We start from the raw sequence: 15109 nt of genomic DNA, 5'->3' as shown, positions 1-15109 counted from the left end.
GTGAATTGGCAACACTCGATGCGTTGTTGCCTATGGCAAATGCCATAGTCCGCCTGAGTCCGGGATTCTTCGAACAGCCTTACTGCTGACGTGTGTTGATGCAAGTCATCCAGTATGCGCGACGCCGCGTGCGCCGGAGTGTGCCTCTCCCGCGGGCCGCGCCGCACTCGATCGGGGCATATGCGAGAGCCCCCGCAGACGCGCAGGGGCTCCGGTGGCCGGGGGCGGCCTCGGTTAACAGACGGCGATGCGCCCGTACGAGCCGACCTTCCACTTCCATTTCAGGGTCTCGCCCGGGATCGTGGTCCAGCACTGCATGTCCGGACCGTTGTTGATGACCAGTTTGACGTGCATGTTCTTGCCGCAGTTGTTGGTCGTCCAGGCAGTTTTGTTCTGCTTGACGACCTCGCGCGCGATACAGGCGGGCGCGGTGTCACCCGCGGCGGCCGCCGGGCCCGCCGCGGTCAGCGTGGCCGCGGCGATCAACGCCGTGGCGGCTGCGGTCGTCAGGGTGTTCTTCAAGCGCATGGCTGTCGTTCCTCCGGCAGTCGTCGATGTGCTGGGCACAGCGATCAACGAGCGTCGTCGCTCTTCGTGGCGCCGTTCGCGAAAAGCGACGGATGGGCGCCCGCCACCTCCTGCAACTCCTGGACCTGCGCTTCGGCGCGAGGTTCGCGAGATCGAGATCTCAGTGGATCTCGTCGGCCCCGAGCGACAAGGTCTGCTCGATCCCGGTGGGCATTCCGGCGAGGGACGTTTCCATGGGATCGGGGGTGTCCTCCCGACCGTTCGTCACCTGAAGCACCAGTGGACCCGTCCCGCCCGCGTCCCGGTACCAGTCGACGGCGGTGCGGGCCATGCTCCAGTCCAGCACCGCACTGCACGCCGGTGTCCGGGGCGGGAATGCCACCGGACCCACCCGTGTTACAGCACCAGAACGAAAACGACACCCATTCCCAGAAGCTTGAATGGGGTCGCTGGAAGCGACCGGAGGTGCCCATGGCACGCAGTGAAGCCCGCCCCGTCGTCACTCTGAGGTCGACGGCCGGTACCGGAGAGACCTATGTGACTCGCAAGAGCCGCCGCAACAACCCCGACCGGCTGGTGCTGCGCAAGTACGACCCCGCCGCGGGGAAGCACGTCCTCTTCCGCGAGGAACGCTGACCCGTCGGGTCCGACCGGCACTGGGGCGTGTGTCGAAAGCCCCGTCTGCCGGGCGGCGTCTGGCATGCATGCTCGCTGCGTTGTCGGGCTCGCCCCGGTACGCCCAGTGTCGGGGCGAGCCTCCGCCCTGCGGTCGCACGCACCAGGCGCCGCCCGGCCCGCTCTGTGGGCGGACGACGCTCCTTTTGAAACATGCCCCAGCAGGCCCTCCCCTCAGCAGCAAGAAAGGAACGCGCATGAAGCCCCGCATCCACCCCGTCTCCCGTCCGGTCGTCTTCCGCGACCGCGCCGCGGGGGTCGCCTTCCTGACCCGCTCGACTACCGACTCCGACAGGCGCGTGGAGTGGGAGGACGGCACCAGCTACCCGGTCATCGATGTGGAGATCTCGTCGGCGAGCCACCCCTTCTATACCGGCACCCAGCGGGTGCTGGACACGGCGGGCCGGATCGAGCAGTTCCGGCGCCGCTACGGGACCACGGCGCCCGTCGGGCGCTGAGGTTCGTGTGTCGCGTCACAGTGGGCGGTACGGATTCGAGGGAACGGAATCCAATGGTTTATCGTTCACCTATATGTGGATGACGCGCACAGCGCCCACCCCATGGCAGCCCCGGCTGGATTCCCCCGATCCGGCCGGGGCTTCTCTCTGCCTGCCTGCCCCTCACCTCCGTGACGCGCGCCCCGGCACCACCGCGACCAGCAACGCACCTGCCGTCGGTACCGCCCAGACCGCGGCTTCGGCGCCCGGCCGGAGCCGTACCGTCGACGCCGTGACCGCCGCGCCCCGCCACGGCCCGGTCCCTGTCGGACGTGACCAGGTCGCCCCGCGCGCCGCCGAGGGGGACGACCGATGGTCGGGTCCTGCCCGGTCCGGCGCGGCCCGTCAGGACACCCGATCGGCCCGTGGCCGATTGCGGGCCCGTATGGGCGGGCCGAGCGTGGGGTGACGTCGTAGGTGCCGATGGCGTACGCATCACCCGCCGAGGAGGAGCGACATGGCTGACGCCCAGTGGGCGGGCCCCAGAGGACCGGACGTGGGGGAGTGGCTCCCCGTGCTGGACCTCGTCGAGCCGGCGAGGCAGCGCCGGCTCACGGTGCTGGTGCGGCCGCTCCTGCTGATCCCGCACTTCATCGTGTTGTTCTTCCTCTACATCGCGGCCTTCTTCACCGCCATCGCCGGCTGGTTCGCCGCCCTGGTCCTGGGGCGGCTGCCCGAACCGGTTTTTCGCTTTCTCGCCGGATATCTCGGCTACCACACGCGGGTCGTCGCGAGCGCAATGCTGCTGATCGACCGCTATCCGCCGTTCGCCCTGACTCCGCCGCCGGACTTTCCGGTCCAGATCGCGCTCCGGCCGACGGAACTCAACCGGCTGGCCGTCTTCTTCCGCCTGATCCTGATGATTCCGGCAGCGGTGGTGCAGGGACTCGCCACCTCCGGCTGGTGGGCGCTGTCCTACATCTGGTGGCTGATCACACTGATTTTGGGACGCATGGCCCAGCCCCTCTTCGAGGCCTCAGCCGCGACGCTCCGTTACGAAATGCGCTTCTACGCCTACTTCATGATGCTCACCCCGGCCTACCCCAAGGGGCTCTTCGGCGAAGATGCCCTTTCCGTACCCGACCAGCAGCCCCGTTCCGCCACCCGGCCGCTGATCATGAGCGGAGCGGGGAAGGCTCTGCTGATCCTCTTCCTGGTGGTGGGTGTGGCCGCGAACATCATCACCTCCGCGACGACCGAACGGTCCTCGGACAGTACGGACAGGTGGTGAAAGGCCTGGCAGTATCCGGGGGCCGACCGGCATGATCTGGCGATGACATGGACAGCGCCAGACGCGACACGCACGCCCGGATCCCTCGTCGCCGGTGAGCGGGAGATGCTCACGGGATATCTCGCATGGTTCCGCAGCACCCTGCTGCAGAAGTGCGCCGGTCTGACCGGTGAGCAGCTTGCCGAACGGACCGTACCGCCGTCCAACCTCACCCTTCTCGGGCTGCTCCGCCATATGGCGAAGGTCGAACGCACCTGGTTCCGGGAGCGTTTCGCCGGACAGTCGCTTGACCCGATGTACGACCCCGCCAGGGGCAAGGACGCGGACTTCGAGGACCTGGACCCGGCGAGCGCCGCCGACGACTACGCGCGCCTGGTCGAGGAGTGCCGGCTGGCGGACGCAGCCATCGCCGACGCATCGCTCGACGACACTTTTGTCCACGGCGGCGAGGTCTTCTCGCTGCGCCTCGTGCACATCCACATGATCGGGGAGTACGCGCGCCACATCGGCCACGCCGATCTGGTGCGGGAGCGGCTGGACGGGGTGACGGGGGCCTGAGGCGGCGCCGAGGTGGCCGGCCGGCTCACCGTCCACGGCGCGACCCAGCCGCTCACCCCGGCGTGAGGGTTGTACGGCGGTGTCGTTGGCCCGGCGGATCACCGGCGGAGTAGCCTTTTCGGAGTGCGCGGAGTCCACCAACCGTGAGTCCGCCACTCGAAGTTGCTCAAACGGCCGTTCTGCGTCCGCACCCGGGAACCTCGGCGGACACCGCTGACTGCGACGGTACTGGCGACGCCCGAACTCGCCAGCACTGGAGGTTCCCTTGACCGCGCGATCTCTGTCCCGGAGGCATCTGCTCGGCTTCGGCGGCGTCGGAGCGGCCGCTCTGGCACTGGGGACTGGGCTCTGGCAGGCCGATCTGTCGTATGCCGCCCCGCCGCTGAGCGGCAATCCCTTCACCCTGGGCGTGGCCTCGGGAGACCCCCGGTCCGATGGCGTCGTGCTGTGGACCCGCCTCGCCCCCGATCCGTTCGCCGCCGACGGGCTGGGCGGCATGCCGGGCCGCGCGGTCCGGGTGGAGTACGAGGTGGCCGTGGACGAACGCTTCCGCCACCCCGTGCAGAGGGGCAGCGTGATCGCCTTCCCCGAACTCGCGCACTCGGTGCACCCCGAGATCCACGGCCTGCATCCGAACCGTGAGTATTACTACCGCTTCCGGGCGGGCGGCTACGTGTCCCGGACGGGCCGTACCCGTACCACCCCTGCCATCTGGGCTTCTCCTCGCGACCTGAACTTCGCCTTCGCCTCCTGTCAGAGGTGGCAGGACGGCTACTTCACGGCCTACCAGCACCTGGCGGAGGAGGATCTGGATCTGGTCGTTCATCTCGGCGACTACCTCTACGAGTCCGGTGTCGGCACCAACAAGCGCGGAGTGACGACCGACGCGAAGTTCCACACCGAGGCGAAGGATCTCGTTCGCTACCGCCTCCAGTACGGCCTCTACAAGTCGGAGGAACCGCTGCAGCTGGCCCACGCACGATTCCCCTGGATCATGGTCTTCGACGACCATGATGTGGAGAACAACTGGGCCGACGAGACATCGGAGAACGACGACGACCCGGCGTACTTCCTGGCCCGGCGCCGGCAGGCGTTCCAGGCCATGTACGAGCACGGTCCGTTCCGTCGCGGCCAGCTCCCCTCCGGCCCCGACGTGCAGATGTACCGTCGGCTGACCTACGGACAGCTCGCCGACTTCACGATGCTCGACACCCGTCAGTACCGCGACGACCAGCCCTGCGGCGACGGCTCCTCGGCCTCCTGCACCGAGCGCTTCGATCCCGACCGCACGCTGATGGGAGCCAGGCAGCAGGACTGGGTGCTCCAGGGCTTCGGGCGCTCGCGGTCCCGCTGGCAGATCCTGGGCAACCAGGCACCGATGGGACAGACCGACCAGGACGCGGGCCAGGCTGTCAAGGTCTTCCTCGATCCCTGGGACGGCTACGTCGCCGAGCGCAACACTCTCCTGGCCGCAGCCCAGGACCGCGAGGTCCGCAACCTGGTGGTGATCACCGGCGATCGTCACGAGAACTATGCCTGGGACCTCAAGCGTGATTACGCGGATCCTGACTCGCCCACCGTGGCCAGTGAGTTCGTCGGCACCTCCATCACCAGCGGCGCCGACGGTGCGGACATGACCACCAAGGGCAGGACGCTCCTGGCGGCCAACCCGCACATGAAGTTCTTCAACAGTCAGCGCGGCTACGTCCGCTGCAACGTCAACAGGGACCGCTGGCGGAGCGATTTCCGCGTACTCCCGTACGTGACCCGCCCGGGAGCACCGATCAGCACACGGGCCTCCGTGGTCGTCGAGGACGGCCGTCCCGGAGTGCAGGTCTGACCGCTGCTGACCGTGTGCGAGCCCTCATGCACCCTGCCGGGCGGACGGAGCGTCAAGATCCTGGAGGCCGCGACGTTTCGAATCGGTTGGCGCCGATGCGCCGTGGTCGACCTCGGCGTTCCGGTCGTACCGCCCGTGGCCAGGTCGACGACCCGGCCGGTGCGATCGCCCTGCGTGATCACGGTACCTGGCTCGTGGTCATGGCGTGGGCTCCGTCGAAGGGAGCGGGGCGCCGGGGTCGGGCGTGCCGGCGGTCGCAGGTGCGGGGTCCGAACCGGACGGCGTTCTCTGCCATGTGAGCGAAACCGTGAAGTTGGCCTGGGCCGACGTACTGGAGATCACCACATCGGCCCCGCCGCGCCCCGGGCCAACGCCTCTACGCGGACCAGCACTCGTCGATCACCCCCGTGCGTCAGTTACGCACGCAGTGCAGAAAGAGGTGCGGCTCGGGTACCGCCTCAGGGTGGGACGGGGTGAACACACTGTTCTGCTCCCACTGGACCGCCAGACCTGCCCCGGTCACCATCGAAGTGAACTCATCGGCGCCGAAGCTGGTCACCTGCACCTTCTGGCCCATGAATACGGCGCCGACATCCTCCACGTCCAGCGGCACCGTCGCAACGACCAGGTGCCCTCCGCGCCTCAGCGACCGCCCGAGCCGCTGCAGCAGCCGTGACTGTTCGTCCCGCGACATCTGCAGGAGCGAGAAGTACACACAGACAGCGTCGAAACTCTCGTCCTCCAGCGCCAGTTCACGGATGTCGGCACACTGGAAGGCCGCCCCGGGTACCTGCCGGGCCGCGAGGTCCACCATCACTGGCGAGACATCGACCCCCAACACGTCATGACCGGCGTCGGCCAGGCTCTGTGCGGTCGGCCGGCCGGTTCCGCTGCCTACGTCCAGGACCCGGCTGTGCGGGGCGAGTCGGGTCAGCAGGCGTTGCAGGGAGGCGCGGTGCGCTGCCGAGCCGGCGAAGGCTCGCTCGTAGTCGGCGCCGAGAGCGTCGAAGACTGTCGCGGCCGTGGGGCGGAGCTCGTCATCCATCGAGGCGTTTCCTCCAAGGGCGGGCGAACGGTTCCCCGGAATCGTTGCACCGTTCACGACAACCTTCAACGCCCCCAGGCCCCGGCCCGCCCGCACAGCACTCTGCGCAATGTGCTGCGTCACCGGTGGTCTCCGCCGAGGGGACCACCGGTGACGCAGTCGTGCGGTCAGGCGCCGGACGCGTCCAGCATGGCGCCGCGCTCCACGACCTTGATGCGCTCACGGCCCTGTTCCGCACCGAGAGCCTGCTCGTGTGCGTCCAGACGGTGCCAGCCTTCACGCGTGGTGTAGCGGACACCGCGCGCCTGGAGGAAGGCGACGACCGCGTCCGGCTCAGGCTGCGCCGGGGCCGGCAGCAGGCCCGCGGCCCGGTCCTCCAGCAGGCAGGCGACCGTTTCGTTGGCGTCGCCCTTGGTGTGGCCGATCAGGCCGATCGGTCCCCGCTTGATCCACCCGGTGACGTACACCGAGGGCATCGGCTCCGCACCCTCGACAACCCGTCCGGCGACGTGAGGGACCGTGCCGGAGGCGGGGTCGAACGGAAGCTTCGGCAGTTCATCCGAGTAGTACCCGACCGCCCGGTAGACGCTCTGGACATCCCAGTCGGTGAAGCGCCCCGTGCCCCGGACGTTGCCGGTGCCGTCCAGCTCCGTCCGCTCCGTACGCAGGCCGACCACGCTGCCGTCGTCCCCGAGAACCTCGACCGGGGATTCGAAGAAGTGCAGGAACAGCTTGTGCGGCCGGTCGCCCACGTCCCGGATGGCCCAATTCTCCAGGGTGGAGGCGACCATGTTCGCCTGCTTGTTCCCCCGCCGGGTCTCGATCGAGCCCGCGTCGTACTCGATGTCCTCGGGGTTGACGATGACCTCGATGTTGGGGGAGTGGTCCAGCTCCCGCAGCTCCATCGGGGAGAACTTGGCCTGCGCCGGACCGCGCCGCCCGAAGACGTGCACCTCCAGCGCCTTGTTCGCCTTGAGGCCTTCGTACACGTTCGCCGGGATCTCTGTGGGCAGCAGCTCGTCCGCGGTCTTGGCGAGCATGCGCGCCACGTCCAGGGCCACATTGCCCACACCGAGAACGGCGACCTTCTCGGCCGTCAGCGGCCAGGTTCGCGGCACCTCGGGGTGCCCGTCGTACCAGGAGACGAAGTCGGCCGCACCGTAGGAGCCATCGAGGTCGATCCCCGGTATGTCGAGGGGGCGGTCCGCTTCGGCGCCGGTGGAGAAGATCACCGCGTCGTAGAAGGAGCGCAGTTCGTCGAGGCCGATGTCATGGGGGTAGTCGACGTTGCCGAACAGCCGCAGCTGCGGCTTGTCCAGTACCTGGTGCAGCGCGGTGACGATGCCCTTGATCCGGGGGTGGTCAGGAGCCACTCCGTAACGGATCAGGCCGAAGGGGGCGGGCATGCGCTCGAACAGGTCGATCGATACACCCGGGTCCAGTGCGCACTCGGATTTCAGCAGCGCGTCGGCTGCGTAGATACCGGCGGGGCCGGCTCCGACAATGGCGACGCGGACAGGGCGTGTCATGGGGTTGTTGTTCCTTCGTTCCATGGGGTGGTTGAGCGCGGGCGGAGAGCAGCGGAAGTAAGGCTTGGCTTGGACGAGCTCACCAAATGGGAGCCCGATCAGCTCGCGGCGTCTGGTGCGTGCGATCGCCAGGTGCCGGAAAATCCTCGTAGCGGAGCTACTAGGGCGTTTCGGCAACGTAGCGAGCGTGCGCACCAGACGCCGCGAGCCGGGCGCCCATTTTGTGAGCTCACTCTTAGTGATCTCCACCGCCCACGCTATGTCCTGCCTCCACGGGCCCTCCGACCGGGGGGCCATCCGTGAGGTGACAGCCCTGCTTGCCCGCCTCCGCGCCGTCCGCTCCGCAGAGCCCGACATGCAGCGCGGCGTTCCCCATCGTGACCGCGCAGCGGCTTCGTCTTCAATGAGATGACCGGTGTGAGAGCCGGCTATCGCGGCCGTGGCATTTCGGTCGCGATGAAGGCGTTCGGTCTGAGGTTCGCGGAGCTGTGTGGCGTGGCCAAAGTCCGTACCTTCCATCACCCCGCGAACGCGAATGCCATCGCTTTGAACCGGACGATGGGCTATGTCGACGCGGAGTGGGAGCTATGACCGGGGCCGGACAGCTCCGCATCCGGTGAGTGTTCCTTTCCGTCGACCGCGGCAACCATCGGCTCGCCGCCGGTAAGGCGGTCGCGTTCTGCGGCGCGGCCGCTTGTCGCCCGCCGTTGGTCAGCGGGGCGGGGGTGGGCTCAGGGCCGGCCGCTCGGCTACGGCCACCTGCGCCGCGCGAATCAGGTGTGTGCCGACCCGGTAGCCGGGACGCAGCACCTCGATGCAGGTCGTGCTTGTGGTGCCGGAAACGGTGGTGGAGGTGAGGGCTTCGTGTATGCGGGGGTCGAATGCTTCGCCTGCCTCGCCAACACTGTGCAGGCCCAGCGCGGCGAGGTGGGACTCCAGAATCCGGGCGACCTGGTGGAAGCCCCCGGTGACGTAGCCCTGGGCCCGGGCCTGGTCTATGGCGTCCAGGACGGGCAGCAGCCCGGCCAGGACATTGGCGACGGCCGCTTCCCGGATCGCGAGGCGGTCCCGCCGCACACGCTTGCGGTAGTTGTCGTACTCCGCCTTGAGCCGCTGCAGGTCCGCCGTGCGCTCGGCCAGGTCCGCCTCCAGTTGCCGGATGCGGTTCTCGGGGCCGGACGGACTGTGGGCGGCGCGGCTGTCCGCAACCGGTGGGCCGGTCGTCGGTGCCGGGTGCGTCGACGGTGTGGCCGCCTGACCTTCGCGTCGGCGAGGCCGGAGAGTGACGGGCTCGGTGCTCCTGCGGTCGTGGATGACCACGAGGGGTGGGAGATCCGGACGCGGGGGCTGGGCAGGCTCCTTCATCACGTGCCTCCCTTCGCTGTGTCATCGTCCACGATCTCCGCGTCCACGACATCCTCCTCGCCGCCCTGTCCGGCGCCGGCGGTAGGACCGCGGGGCTGATCCGTCTGGGCCTGGGAGTAGAGGGCAGTACCGATCTTCTGCGCAGCGGTGGCTGCTCGTTCCACGGCGGAGCGAAGGGCGGCGGTGTCGTCGCCTTTGAGTTTTTCCTTGACGTCGGCCAGGGCGTTCTCGACGTCCGTCTTGACATCCGCGGGGATCTTGTCGGCCTCCTCGGCCAGGAGCTTCTCGGTGGTGTAGAGGAGGTGCTCGGCGCTGTTACGGGTGTCGGCGGCCTCCTTGTGGCGACGGTCCTCCTCCGCGTGGGCCTCGGCATCGCGCATCATCCGCTCGATGTCGTCCTTGGGCAGCGCGGAGCCACCGGTGATGGTCATCTTCTGTTCCCTGCCGGTGCCGAGGTCCTTGGCGGCGACGTGCATGATGCCGTTGGCATCGATGTCGAAGCTGACCTCGATCTGCGGGAGGCCGCGCGGGGCCGGGGGCAGACCGGTCAGGTCGAACACGCCGAGCTTCTTGTTGTAGGCCGCGATCTCGCGTTCGCCCTGGTAAGCCTGGATCTGGACGGACGGCTGGTTGTCCTCGGCCGTGGTGAAGATCTCCGAGCGTTTGGTCGGGATCGTGGTGTTGCGCTCGATCAGTTTGGTCATGATGCCGCCCTTGGTCTCGATACCCAGGGACAGCGGGGTGACGTCCAGTAGCAGGACGTCCTTGACCTCGCCCTTCAGGACACCGGCTTGCAGTGCTGCGCCGATCGCGACGACCTCGTCCGGGTTCACACCCTTGTGCGGATCCTTGCCCGTCAGCTCCTCCACGAGGCCCGTGACGGCGGGCATCCGGGTGGAGCCGCCGACCAGAATGACGTGGTCGATGTCGGAGACCTTGATTCCCGCGTCCTTCACGGCCTGGTGGAACGGGTTCTTGCAGCGCTCCAGGAGGTCCGCTGTGAGCTGCTGGAACTGGGCACGCGTGAGCTTCTCGTCGAGGTGCAGCGGGCCTTCGGCGGAGGCGCTGATGTAGGGAAGATTGATGGTCGTCTCAGTGGCCGCGGAAAGTTCGATCTTCGCCTTCTCCGAGGCCTCGCGCAGCCTCTGAACGGCCATTTTGTCCTTGGCCAAGTCCACCCCGTAGCCGTTCTTGAACTGTTTCACCAGGTGGTCCACGATCCTCTGGTCCCAGTCGTCGCCGCCCAGGTGGGTGTCGCCGTTGGTGGACTTCACCTCCACGATGCCCTCGCCGATGTCCAGAAGGGACACGTCGAACGTGCCACCGCCGAGGTCGAAGACGAGGATCGTCTGGTCGTTCTCCTTGTCCAGGCCGTACGCCAGGGCCGCAGCGGTCGGTTCGTTCACGATCCGCAGTACCGTCAGACCGGCGATCTCTCCGGCCTCCTTCGTGGCGGTGCGCTGCGAGTCGTTGAAGTACGCGGGCACGGTGACCACGGCGTCGCTCACGTCTTCACCCAGATAGGCCTCCGCATCGCGCTTGAGCTTTTGCAGGACCCGCGCGGAGATCTCCTGCGCTGTGTAGCGCTTCCCGTCCACGCCGCCGGAGTCCGGGAATCGCCAGGCCGCTTCACCCATGTGCCGCTTCACCGACCGGGCGGTGCGCTCCACGTTGGTCACCGCCTGCCTCTTGGCGACCTCGCCGACCAGCACGTTGCCGCCCTTGGCGAATGCCACAACGGACGGAGTTGTCCGGGCGCCCTCGGCGTTCGGGATCACAACCGGTTCGCCGCCCTCCAGAACGCTGACGACCGAGTTCGTCGTACCGAGGTCGATACCGATCGAGCGTGCCATGTTCCCGCTCCCTTTCGATGCTCCCCGCTGGGCAGGTGCAAGGGCTGCTCCGCGGCCTGGGCCGCGGCGTCCGGGCCCGGCGAATCACGGTCGGCAACCGCACCGGCCGGTCTCGGCCTCGAACGTGCCTTTCACCCTCAGATTCCGGGATACGTCGGCTGCCAAGCGCTGTCAACGCGTCCCTGCGCAGAAGTTTCAAGCCAACGCCACCCGACTGTGAGCGGAGGGGCCGAGAGGGGTGTCAGACCACCCTTGCCGCTTCCGAGGAGGAAGCCCTGATGACGTCCATGTTGCCTCGGCGCGGCCGGACGGGATCGTCAGGACGTCGCGCCGCGGCTTCACGGCTTGTGCCCGGACTGCAGATGCCGGGTCCGGGCGATGAGCAGGGCTACGTCGTCGTGGTCGTCCTGGTGGCGCAGTGCGCCCAGCAGGAAGTCGCAGGTCTCTTCCAGCGGGCGGCGAGGGGTGCTGAGCAGGTCGGTGAGCGCCTGGAGGCGGACGTCGATGTCCTCGTCGCGGGTCTCGACCAGCCCGTCGGTGTAGAGGACCAGTTCGTCGCTGATATCCAGGTGGAACTCGACCGTCTCGAAGGGGACGCCGCCGACACCCAGAGGGGCTCCGGTGGGCAGTTCCAGCAATTGCGGCACGTGACCCGGCCGGGTCAGCACAGGAGGCAGATGGCCTGCGGTTGCCATGCGGCAGTGCAGGAGGTGCGGGTCGTAGACGGCGAAGACGCAGGTGGCCATGGCGCTGTCCAGACCCACGGCGATGTCGTCGAGCTGAGTGAGGACAGCATCGGGTTCCAGCCCGAGTGCGGCCAGGGTGCGGGCGGCGATGCGCAGCTGGCCCATGGTCGCGGCCGCGTTGATGCCGCTGCCCATCACATCGCCGACCACCAGCGCGGTCTGCTCATCGCGCAGCGGGATGACGTCGAACCAGTCCCCGCCGGCCTCGTCGGCCGCCGCAGCGGGCTGGTATCGGTAGGCGATCTCCAGCCCGGGCCTGGGGGCGGGCTGGGAGGGCAGCAGATGGCGTTGCAGGGTGAGCACGGCGCGGCGTTGACGCTGGTACCAGCGGGCGTTGTCGATGGATACCGCCGCGCGGGCGGCGAGTTCGACAGCGAGCACCTGGTCGTCGTGGTCGAAGGGCTGCTGGTTGCTAGCGCGTTTGAGGTCCAGGACGCCGAGGACCTCACCGCGGGCGATCAGCGGCACCGCCAGATAGGAGTGCAGGCCCGCCTCATTCAGCACGGTGGCGGCGTGCGCGTCGCGGGCGATACGGGCAAAGTCGCTCTCCTCCACATGGGACACCAGGACGGGTCGGGCGGATCTCGCGCACTGGGTGACCAGCCGGGTGGCGTCGTAACTCGCCAGCTCGCCGACCGGGTCGGCGGCCCGGACTGCCGGCGTGGGGTAGGCGGTCTTCACCGCGAGCGCACGAAACGACGCATTGTCGCCGGCGACGTGGGGTTGCGTGCCCCCCAGCACGGAGTCGAGGACGTCGACGGCGACTATGTCGGCGAACTCCGGCACGACTATGTCCGCCAGCTCCCGGGCGGTGACCTCAAGGTCGAAGGAGGTGCCGATCCGCGCAGACGCGTCGGCGATCAGGGCCAGGCGCCGCCGAGTCCGGACGGCGGTGGCAGCCGCCCTCAACTGCTCGGTGACGTCCACGACCGAGGTGGCCAGGCCGATCACCTGCCCGGAAGCGTCCTCCAGCCGGTAGAACGACACACGCCAGGCGTGCTCCGTGTCGGGGTCGGCCGCGGTGCGGCCGGTAGTGAACTGGTTCAGCCGAGGAACGCCGTCCGCGAGCACGCGGCGCATCGCCGATGTGGTGGCGTCGGCGTCCAGGAACGGCAGCACCTCGCCGACGCGCCGGCCCAGGTGCTGCTCGGCGGGCAGGCCGTTGATGCGCTCCAGCGCCGGGTTGACCAGCACGTACCGCAGGTCGGAGTCCATGACCGCAAGGCCCATCGGGGATTGCGACACCAATCGCACGGACAAGGCCAGATCCCGCTCCACGCGTTGCAGCGTGGCGTGGTCGGAAGCGATGCCCAGCGCGTAGAGATGGCCGTGCTCGTCCTCAAGACGCATGTTGCGGAATTCGACCAACCGGGTGCTGCCGTCCTTGTGGCGCACCGGGAATACGCCGGCCCAAGCTCCGCAGCCCGCCATGACCTGCGCGAACGGGGACGTTACCCGTTCCCGATGCCGTTCCTCGACGAGCAGGTACATCGCGCTGCGGCCCAGTGCCTCCCTGGCGGTGTAGCCGAACAGTTCCTCGGCCTGCGGGCTCCACAGAGCGATCCGGCCCTCGGCGTTCAGGACCACCGCAGCCACACCCAGCACGTCGAGCAGCCTGCCCGGCGCGGCCGAAGGATCAGCCGCCCCCGGGTCAGTGTTGCCCAGCAGGCCGTCGGCCTCAGTCACGGCCGGACCCTCCTTCCCCTCAGAGGCCCACACCGCCCGCGCGAACCGCCTCGCCGCCGTGGCTTCCCTGTATACCTTCCAGTGTGTCCATCGTCCCCCCACCGGCCGACAGAGGCAGATCCGAGCCCGGAATCTGGGCCGTTTCCCGTCCGAGGTGTTGCCGGGGGCGTCGGCGGACCGCGAGGGAAAGGTCGACAGGTATCAATGAGGGGGCAGCAGCCGCAGCGATGATGGTGTCTCGCCGCCAACAGCTCCAGAGCCGCCGTCCTCACCCTATGGACATCGTCCTCAGCCAGCAGCTCCACCCTTCTCCGCCCACTTCTGACCGCCTCGTGAGCTGCCTTCTGCACCCGCGCCTGCAGCGTTGCCGCGTTCGACTACTGCCTGCAGCGACTCGACCACACCAGCCCGGCAGGTCACGGTCTTGGTGACCGCGATCTCCCGAACGTCGACGGCCCTGACACCATCGGCGTGGTATCAGGGCCGTCCCGCGGGTCCGGCGTGGGGCACCGGATTACTGCAGTTGTCTAGCACATTGCCGCAGAGGGGATGTAAGAGACACGCGCGCTCGAAGCGACGTGACCACTTGCGGGCGATGGATCCGCCGGGTGCTTGGCCGATGGCCCGGCCGAGCTGTGCCGTCAGGTCGGGCCAGTGACTGTTTCGCTCGACGGCCCGGGCCGTGGGGGCGACCGCAGGCCTGCGCGACATGCCGATGCCGGCTTGGTCCGCGAGAAGAGGTGTGGTGGGTATCTGTGGCGGCCGGGGCGGTGGGCGGATGCCGATGCCGGCTGTTCAGGGCGGTGGGGGAGGGGGTTGTGGGGGTGCGGGATCCGGCGTTGATGCTGCCGAGAGGGTGATCGGGCGTCATCAAGTCGCCCAGAAGGCCTAATCGTGCACCAAATAAGCTTACTTTCATACCGATTGACGGTGTGTCATGTGTCGATCGGCGTGCGGTGCGGCTCGTTCGTACACCCGGTCGGCCCCCTGCTGATACATCCGATATGACAGCTAAAGGCGCCATAAGTACGTTCATTGCAGGCCGGTTGCCCGGCTGCCCCTCAGAGACAAGGGAGAAGTGACATGAAGACGCGTACCGTCGCCGTGACCGCTGCCGCAGTAGGCGCAGCGGTTCTGGCTACTACTGGCATTACGTATGCCTCGGCTGCCGGCTCGGCTCCGGCTGCTGCGTCCGTTCAGCAGGCTGCTCCGCTTAGTGGTGACGGCGGGAAGGGCAACGGAAACGGCAACGGAAACGGAAACGGAAACGGCAACGGCAACGGGAACGGGAACGGGAACGGGAACGGGAACGGGTTCGGGAACGGGAACGGGAACGGGTTCGGGAACGGGAACGGGAACGGGTTCGGGAACGGGAACGGGAACGGGTTCGGGAACGGGAACGGGTTCGGGAAGGGGAACGAGGGAGGCGGCTACGGCGGCTACGGCGGCAACGAGCGTGGTAACGAGCGTGGCAAGGAGCGCCGTCACCACCGGGAGGGCCGGATCTTCATCAACGAGCGGTCGTACTCCGCCCGTGGGGAGGACGGCTGCATCAC

13 protein-coding genes and 1 pseudogene are annotated in these 15109 nt (G+C 68.2%); 7 read left to right on the top strand and 7 right to left on the bottom strand.

The window, feature by feature from the left end; all coding sequences use genetic code 11:
• Positions 1-234 precede the first annotated feature (234 nt).
• Both AB0N06_RS24045 and AB0N06_RS24040 read right to left on the bottom strand, forming a co-directional pair.
• Positions 235-528 carry a hypothetical protein gene (locus tag AB0N06_RS24045; RefSeq protein ID WP_366136740.1) on the bottom strand — a complete coding sequence of 98 codons (294 nt, stop codon included), beginning with the start codon at positions 526-528 and terminating at the stop codon, positions 235-237.
• A 160-nt stretch (positions 529-688) separates the two neighbouring features.
• Positions 689-910: a hypothetical protein gene (locus tag AB0N06_RS24040; protein ID WP_366136739.1), complete on the bottom strand. Its 222-nt coding sequence runs from the start codon at positions 908-910 to the stop codon at positions 689-691.
• 89 nt (positions 911-999) lie between these two features.
• Here AB0N06_RS24040 and rpmG point away from each other — a divergent pair, with 89 nt between their 5' ends.
• The 5 genes from rpmG to AB0N06_RS24015 all read left to right on the top strand — a co-directional run bounded on the left by rpmG (position 1000) and on the right by AB0N06_RS24015 (position 5329).
• The gene (rpmG, locus tag AB0N06_RS24035; RefSeq protein ID WP_358861121.1) at positions 1000-1164 is read left to right on the top strand and encodes a 50S ribosomal protein L33; all 165 of its coding nucleotides are present in this window, start codon (positions 1000-1002) and stop codon (positions 1162-1164) included.
• 236 nt (positions 1165-1400) lie between these two features.
• Positions 1401-1661, top strand: a complete 261-nt coding sequence (locus AB0N06_RS24030) for a type B 50S ribosomal protein L31 (protein ID WP_366136738.1) — start codon at positions 1401-1403, stop codon at positions 1659-1661.
• A gap of 496 nt (positions 1662-2157) precedes the next feature.
• Positions 2158-2931: a DUF4389 domain-containing protein gene (locus AB0N06_RS24025; RefSeq protein ID WP_366136737.1), complete on the top strand. Its 774-nt coding sequence runs from the start codon at positions 2158-2160 to the stop codon at positions 2929-2931.
• 42 nt (positions 2932-2973) lie between these two features.
• Positions 2974-3489, top strand: coding sequence for a DinB family protein (locus tag AB0N06_RS24020; protein WP_366136736.1), 516 nt, complete (start codon positions 2974-2976; stop codon positions 3487-3489).
• Positions 3490-3754: 265 nt separating this feature from the next.
• Positions 3755-5329 carry an alkaline phosphatase D family protein gene (locus AB0N06_RS24015; RefSeq protein WP_366136735.1) on the top strand — a complete coding sequence of 525 codons (1575 nt, stop codon included), beginning with the start codon at positions 3755-3757 and terminating at the stop codon, positions 5327-5329.
• 412 nt (positions 5330-5741) lie between these two features.
• Here the strand turns inward: AB0N06_RS24015 and AB0N06_RS24010 are convergent, their stop codons facing one another.
• Positions 5742-6374: a class I SAM-dependent methyltransferase gene (locus tag AB0N06_RS24010; protein ID WP_366136734.1), complete on the bottom strand. Its 633-nt coding sequence runs from the start codon at positions 6372-6374 to the stop codon at positions 5742-5744.
• A gap of 167 nt (positions 6375-6541) precedes the next feature.
• A complete protein-coding gene (locus AB0N06_RS24005; RefSeq protein ID WP_366136733.1) occupies positions 6542-7903 on the bottom strand; it encodes an FAD-dependent oxidoreductase in 1362 nt (453 codons plus the stop codon).
• Between the two features lie 408 nt (positions 7904-8311).
• Here AB0N06_RS24005 and AB0N06_RS24000 point away from each other — a divergent pair, with 408 nt between their 5' ends.
• Positions 8312-8494, top strand: a complete 183-nt coding sequence (locus tag AB0N06_RS24000) for a hypothetical protein (protein ID WP_366136732.1) — start codon at positions 8312-8314, stop codon at positions 8492-8494.
• Positions 8495-8614: 120 nt separating this feature from the next.
• Here the strand turns inward: AB0N06_RS24000 and grpE are convergent, their stop codons facing one another.
• The 3 genes from grpE to AB0N06_RS23985 all read right to left on the bottom strand — a co-directional run bounded on the left by grpE (position 8615) and on the right by AB0N06_RS23985 (position 13532).
• The gene (gene grpE, locus AB0N06_RS23995) at positions 8615-9268 is read right to left on the bottom strand and encodes a nucleotide exchange factor GrpE (protein ID WP_366136731.1); all 654 of its coding nucleotides are present in this window, start codon (positions 9266-9268) and stop codon (positions 8615-8617) included.
• Positions 9268-11121 carry a molecular chaperone DnaK gene (dnaK, locus tag AB0N06_RS23990; RefSeq protein WP_366136730.1) on the bottom strand — a complete coding sequence of 618 codons (1854 nt, stop codon included), beginning with the start codon at positions 11119-11121 and terminating at the stop codon, positions 9268-9270. Before dnaK ends, grpE begins: the two co-directional genes overlap by 1 nt.
• A 338-nt stretch (positions 11122-11459) precedes the next feature.
• Positions 11460-13532, bottom strand: a complete 2073-nt coding sequence (locus AB0N06_RS23985) for a SpoIIE family protein phosphatase (protein WP_366136776.1) — start codon at positions 13530-13532, stop codon at positions 11460-11462.
• A 1104-nt stretch (positions 13533-14636) separates the two neighbouring features.
• Here AB0N06_RS23985 and AB0N06_RS23980 point away from each other — a divergent pair.
• Positions 14637-15109, top strand: a pseudogene (locus tag AB0N06_RS23980) (hypothetical protein); the annotation flags it as partial.

The sequence above is a fragment of the Streptomyces sp. NPDC051020 genome (genome assembly GCF_040683105.1).
In the GTDB taxonomy this organism is placed as follows: Bacteria; Actinomycetota; Actinomycetes; order Streptomycetales; family Streptomycetaceae; genus Streptomyces.
Note: the sequence above shows the minus strand (reverse complement) of the source record. Positions and strands in the feature narration are given on the sequence as shown.

What these genes read in the sequence shown, in the direction of transcription:
- AB0N06_RS24045 (WP_366136740.1), bottom strand. Translation starts at nt 528, where the DNA reads ATGCGCTTGAAGAACACCCTGACGACCGCAGCCGCCACGGCGTTGATC.
- rpmG (WP_358861121.1), top strand. Translation starts at nt 1,000, where the DNA reads ATGGCACGCAGTGAAGCCCGCCCCGTCGTCACTCTGAGGTCGACGGCC.
- AB0N06_RS24030 (WP_366136738.1), top strand. Translation starts at nt 1,401, where the DNA reads ATGAAGCCCCGCATCCACCCCGTCTCCCGTCCGGTCGTCTTCCGCGAC.
- AB0N06_RS24025 (WP_366136737.1), top strand. Translation starts at nt 2,158, where the DNA reads ATGGCTGACGCCCAGTGGGCGGGCCCCAGAGGACCGGACGTGGGGGAG.
- AB0N06_RS24020 (WP_366136736.1), top strand. Translation starts at nt 2,974, where the DNA reads ATGACATGGACAGCGCCAGACGCGACACGCACGCCCGGATCCCTCGTC.
- AB0N06_RS24010 (WP_366136734.1), bottom strand. Translation starts at nt 6,374, where the DNA reads ATGGATGACGAGCTCCGCCCCACGGCCGCGACAGTCTTCGACGCTCTC.
- AB0N06_RS24005 (WP_366136733.1), bottom strand. Translation starts at nt 7,903, where the DNA reads ATGACACGCCCTGTCCGCGTCGCCATTGTCGGAGCCGGCCCCGCCGGT.
- AB0N06_RS24000 (WP_366136732.1), top strand. Translation starts at nt 8,312, where the DNA reads ATGACCGGTGTGAGAGCCGGCTATCGCGGCCGTGGCATTTCGGTCGCG.
- grpE (WP_366136731.1), bottom strand. Translation starts at nt 9,268, where the DNA reads ATGAAGGAGCCTGCCCAGCCCCCGCGTCCGGATCTCCCACCCCTCGTG.
- dnaK (WP_366136730.1), bottom strand. Translation starts at nt 11,121, where the DNA reads ATGGCACGCTCGATCGGTATCGACCTCGGTACGACGAACTCGGTCGTC.